Origin of the sequence: Streptomyces sp. NPDC060209, assembly GCF_042728155.1 — a bacterium.
Taxonomy (GTDB): domain Bacteria; phylum Actinomycetota; class Actinomycetes; order Streptomycetales; family Streptomycetaceae; genus Streptomyces.
In genome coordinates this window covers 1-4,833 of sequence record NZ_JBHWZS010000462.1, presented here as the reverse complement: position 1 = coordinate 4,833, position 4,833 = coordinate 1, and the positions used below count along the sequence as shown (strand labels likewise).

Genomic DNA, 4,833 nt, shown 5'->3' with positions numbered 1-4,833 from the left:
GACCATGCTGGGCTCCCTGATCCAGCCTGATCCGAACGAAGGACCCTAGTCGTAGCTGAGGTCCGACGCGGTGTAGCGGCAGTACGTGCCGTCCGGACCGCTGCCCGTCTCCGTCGGCTCGGCGCCGGTGCTGTTGCCGGTGTAGCGGACGCACGGCTTGATCTTCTTGCTGCTGTCACCGTGGATCCGCACCGAACGCAGTGCGGCGGTGTCCCCGTAGTTGGTGTTGATGCCGACCAGGGACTTGCCCGGCGCCGTGATGTCGACGTCGTTCACGATGATCTCGCGCTTGTACTGCTTGGAGCAGTTGCCGCAGGACCGGACGAGCTTGCCGAAGTCCGCGACCTGGAACTTCGTGATGACCAGCTTGCCCGCGCCGTTGAACTGGAAGACCTTGTCGGAGGCCTTCTTGGCACCGCCGCCGTACACCGTGTAGACGGAGCCGGTCGATGTGCCCTTGAAGGACGCGGCGTCCTCGCCGACGTCCTCCCACCAGACGTTCTGGATCGTGCAACTGCCGGAGCAGTGGACGCCGTCGGCGGCGGGCGAGCCCAGGATGACGTTCTTGAGCGTGGCTCCGTCGGCCAGCTTGAAGATCGGGTCCTGGCCCTCTTCCTGGCCGTCCCCGCCGAGGTCGCCGCTCCCGTAGAAGCGCTTCAGCGATCCGTCGTACGTCCCGGAGACCTCGATGGTCTTCGAGACGGCCTGGGTGCCGGTGGCACTGGGCCAGGCGGGTACCGCGGCCGTCGCCGCGCCTGCGGGCTGCAGCATCACATTGGTGGCCAGAGCGGCGCCGGTGAGACCCAGGGCCGCGGTCAGGGCGGCGGCCATGCGGCGCTTGCCGGGCCTGCGCCGGTGGGTGTGCGCTCGTTCGCTCATGTTCGTTGGTCCCGTTTCCTAGGGGGTGAGGGGGGAGTGTGTTGCGCTCATGGGTCGCCACCGCCCGGGAAAGGGTTGCCGTGTTCCGGATCTGTTTTCTCCGTGGGCCGGATATGTGTCTCCGCCGGTCGTGTGCGCCGGGGCGCCGTGCACCCCGGCGGGCTGCCGCCACACGCCGTGCGCTCAGTGCGTCTCCGTGAAGTCGCCGCCCACCGACGTCTGTTCACCCGCAGCACGCGCACGCGCCGTGTAGTCGTCCCGCCCGGTGTCGCGGACGCCCTCCGTGTGGTTGTACTGCCCCGCGAAGGTGTGCGTACCGGTCGGCACGCTCCGGCCCGGCTTCAGGGTCCAGCGGTAGACGAGGAAGCCGTCCTCCTCGCGCGCCGACGCCGCGAAGTCCTGCTCCGGCAGGGAGCGCCAGGAACCGGTGGTGTTCACCCCGCCGTTCAGCGCGATCCGGAGCTCGACGGTGAGCGCGGACAGCGGCTGGGCCGTCTTGACCGTCACTTCGCTCTGCGCCCAGTAGCCGTTGCTGTTCGGGTCCAGCGAACCGTCCGACCACAGCGGGCCCTTCCCGGCGGGCAGCGCACCGCCCCGGCCCGGGGACGGCGACGCGGGGCCGGGTGACGCGGGCCCGGCGGCCACCCGCTGCCCGTCCTTCGGCTCCTCCTGGCCCGCCGACGTGACCGCGAACGCGCCGGCGGTCAGCACGCCGCACACCGCCGCCGTCGCACCCGCGACCCGCAGCCACGGCATCGGTGTACGCGGGGCGCGCACGGGACGGGCAGGCGGTTCCTCAGCCATGCCGCGCTCGATCCGGGCCAGCATCCGCGCCCGGTCGGGCCGGTGCGAAGCGGCGGCCGCGCGCAGCCGCTCCCGCAGGTCCTCGTCCATCACTGCCTTCCTCCGGTGCGCTGCCCGGCGGCCGCCACCTGTACCTGTGCCGCCGGGGTCTCGGGTCCGAGCAGCCGCTGGAGTTCCGCCACACCGCGCGAGGTCTGGCTCTTCACCGTACCCACCGAGACCCCTAGGACCAGAGCGGTGTCCCGTTCGGACAGGTCGAAGGCGTGCCGCAGCACCACGCACGCACGCTTGCGGAACGGCAGCCGGCGCAGGGCCCCTTGGACGTCCACCACGGCCGACACGTCGGGCCCGTCCGCCGCATAGCCGTCCCCGGCCCCGCGGGGCGCCCAGAACAGCGCGATTCTCCGGCGCTCGCGCACCGCGCTGCGGATGCGCGTACGGGCCAGGTTGGCGACGACCCCTCTGGCGTACGCCGCCGGGTGGTCGGCGCCCCTGACCCGGTCCCAGCGGTGCCAGAGCGCCATGAGCGCGTCGGCGGCCAGGTCGTCCGCCGCATCGGCCTCACCCGTCAGCAGATGGGCGAGCCGGGCGAGTTCGGCGTAGTGCGCCTCGAAGAACGCACGGAACTCGGCGGCAGCAGCATCATCCACGACTGTGCCCACGGGTACCTCTTCTCTGCACTGGATCCCTGCGCGCTCGAACGGGCTGTGTACGTTCCCAGTTCCGTTCGCGGGGCGAGAGCGTACCAATGAGCACCCCGGAAGCGCTTCGACGCGTGCGCCTCCCAGTAAGGCGCAACACGGCGAAAACCTGAACCCCCTGCGCCGGATGAACGGCCGGGGGACATCCGCGCCGCCCCCGTACGACGCGGATGTCCCCCGGAGATCACCCGGCGGTACGGCCGGATCCAGCCGGTGCGGAGGGCTTCAAGGCCGTCAGCACACCCACTTGTTGGAGCCGATGCCGTACTGGAACAGGCCGTCGGAGAAGGTGTTCAGGTTGCTGATGGCGTGCCCACGCCTGAGGAGGTAGCTCCGGCCCTCGTGGTCCTTCAGCGTGTAGATCCGGACGTCGCAGTCGTTGCCGTGGTTGTAGACCGAGCCGGCGTTGTTGAACTTGTTGTACTGGCGCAGGTTCGTGTTGTCGCCGAAGACCTCGCCCGGGTCGCCCGCGTAGCCCGTCGCGAGCCATGCGCACAGAGCCCCCGCGCTGCAGTCCGATATGGCCGCCTGCGCCGGTGCGGCGGTCGCGGCCACCCCCAGGCCCGCCAGCAGAACGGCCCCCGCCGCGACAGCCGCCTTCGTCCGTAACGCGATGAACTTCCTCATGCCTCTTCCCCCTTCAGGACTTTCACGATCGCCCACGGAAGCCGACGGGAGCCCTGCGGGCCCCGTGCGCCGTGTTCGGTGCGAACCACTCTGGCCCGCGGCCGCCCGTCCGGCCATGCTGTTGCGGCTGACCGCAAAGGCCGAGGTGAACGGGCAGGGGGAGACGCACCTTCCGGGGGCGTGACGCGGCGCACGTCCCTGTGTAAGACGTAACACGGGGAAAACCTGAAATCCCCGTGGCCGGTGAACAATCCGGCTGACCGCCGCGTGATCCGTACACAAGGAGGAGTGCCATGCCGGACAGACCTGATCCCACCGCGCCCGCGCGCAAGACCGAGGACGCCCTGGTCCCGGGGCCCGCGGTGTCCCCGGAGGCCGCGGCATCCGCTGCGGCCGCGCCCCCGGCGTCCGGCCGCCTGGGCGGGGTCGACCGCTTCTTCTCCATCAGCGCCCGGGGCTCCGACTTCGGACGTGAGATACGCGGCGGCTTCGCCACCTTCTTCACGATGGCCTACATCCTGGTGCTCAACCCGATCATCCTCGGCTCGGCCGAGGACAAGTTCGGCAACCACCTCTCAGGGCCCCAACTCGCCACCGCCACAGCCCTGGTCGCGGCGGTGATGACCGTCGTCATGGGGCTCGGCGGCAATCTGCCGCTCGCCCTCGCCGCCGGTCTCGGCCTCAACGCGGTCGCGGCCTTCCAGCTCGCGCCGCTGATGAGCTGGCCCGACGCGATGGGTCTCATCGTCATCGAGGGCCTGCTGATCTGCGTCCTGGTGGTCACCGGGCTCCGCGAGGCGCTCATGCACGCGATCCCGCCGTCCCTCAAGCAGGCCATCAGCGTCGGCATCGGGCTCTTCATCGCGTTCATCGGATTCGTCGACGCCGGATTCGTCACCCGCATCCCCGGCGACACCGGCTCCGTCCCCGTCCAGCTCGGCGCCACAGGACACCTCTCCGGCTGGCCGGTCCTGGTCTTCTGCCTCGGCGTGCTGCTCACCGTCGCGCTGCTCGCCCGCAGGGCGAAGGGCGCCATCCTCATCAGCATCGTCGTGACGACCGTCGTGGCGGTGGTCATCAACGAGATCGCCGACATCGCCCCCACCGCGTGGGGCCTGACCGTGCCCGCCGTCCCCGACGACCTCTTCGCGGCGCCGGACTTCGGACTGATCGGCTCCTTCAGCCTCTTCGGGGCGTTCCAGCACGTCGGTGTCATCACCATCGTGCTGCTGGTCTTCACCCTGCTGCTGAGCGACTTCTTCGACACCATGGGCACCGTGGTGGGCGTCTCCCACGAGGCCGGACTCCTCGACGAGGACGGCAAGGTGCCGCATCTGGGCCGGGTCCTGCTCATCGACGGCGCGGCGGCCGTCGCGGGCGGCGCGGCCTCCGCCTCCTCCGCCACGTCCTACGTCGAGTCCACCGCGGGGGTCGGCGAAGGTGCCCGTACCGGCTTCGCCTCCCTCGTCACCGGTGGCCTCTTCGCCGTGGCGCTGTTCCTCACCCCGCTGTCCACGATCGTCCCCGCCCAGGCGGCGGCGCCGGCCCTGGTCGCGGTCGGCTTCATGCTGATGGCCCAGGTACGGAACATCGACTGGGAGAAGTACGAGATCGCCGTCCCGGCCTTCCTCACGATCGCCGTGATGCCGTTCACCTACTCGATCACCAACGGCATCGGCGCGGGCTTCGTCGCCTACGTCGTGCTCAAGACCGTCCTCGGCAAGGCCAAGGAGGTCCACCCGCTGCTGTGGGGCACCGCGGCCCTGTTCGCGGTGTACTTCGCCATCGACCCGATCGAGCAGCTGCTCGGCGTGAGGTAGGC

Annotated in this window: 5 protein-coding genes; 1 reads left to right on the top strand and 4 read right to left on the bottom strand. The window is 70.5% G+C overall.

Annotation, left to right across the window (positions count from 1 at the left end):
• Positions 1 to 45: 45 nt before the first annotated feature.
• From ACFWFI_RS41075 to ACFWFI_RS41060, 4 genes are all read right to left on the bottom strand, one after another.
• A complete protein-coding gene (locus ACFWFI_RS41075; protein WP_387400810.1) occupies positions 46 to 879 on the bottom strand; it encodes a pectate lyase in 834 nt (277 codons plus the stop codon).
• 183 nt (positions 880 to 1,062) lie between these two features.
• A complete protein-coding gene (locus ACFWFI_RS41070; protein WP_387400808.1) occupies positions 1,063 to 1,773 on the bottom strand; it encodes a hypothetical protein in 711 nt (236 codons plus the stop codon).
• Positions 1,773 to 2,345 carry a SigE family RNA polymerase sigma factor gene (locus tag ACFWFI_RS41065; protein WP_387400806.1) on the bottom strand — a complete coding sequence of 191 codons (573 nt, stop codon included), beginning with the start codon at positions 2,343 to 2,345 and terminating at the stop codon, positions 1,773 to 1,775. Before ACFWFI_RS41065 ends, ACFWFI_RS41070 begins: the two co-directional genes overlap by 1 nt.
• 273 nt (positions 2,346 to 2,618) lie before the next feature.
• Positions 2,619 to 3,011: a peptidase inhibitor family I36 protein gene (locus ACFWFI_RS41060; protein ID WP_387400804.1), complete on the bottom strand. Its 393-nt coding sequence runs from the start codon at positions 3,009 to 3,011 to the stop codon at positions 2,619 to 2,621.
• Positions 3,012 to 3,304: 293 nt separating this feature from the next.
• Between ACFWFI_RS41060 and ACFWFI_RS41055 the strand changes: the two genes are divergently transcribed.
• Complete coding sequence (locus ACFWFI_RS41055) at positions 3,305 to 4,831, top strand: NCS2 family permease (protein WP_387400802.1); 1,527 nt, start codon at positions 3,305 to 3,307, stop codon at positions 4,829 to 4,831.
• The last annotated feature ends 2 nt before the right edge of the window (positions 4,832 to 4,833 follow it).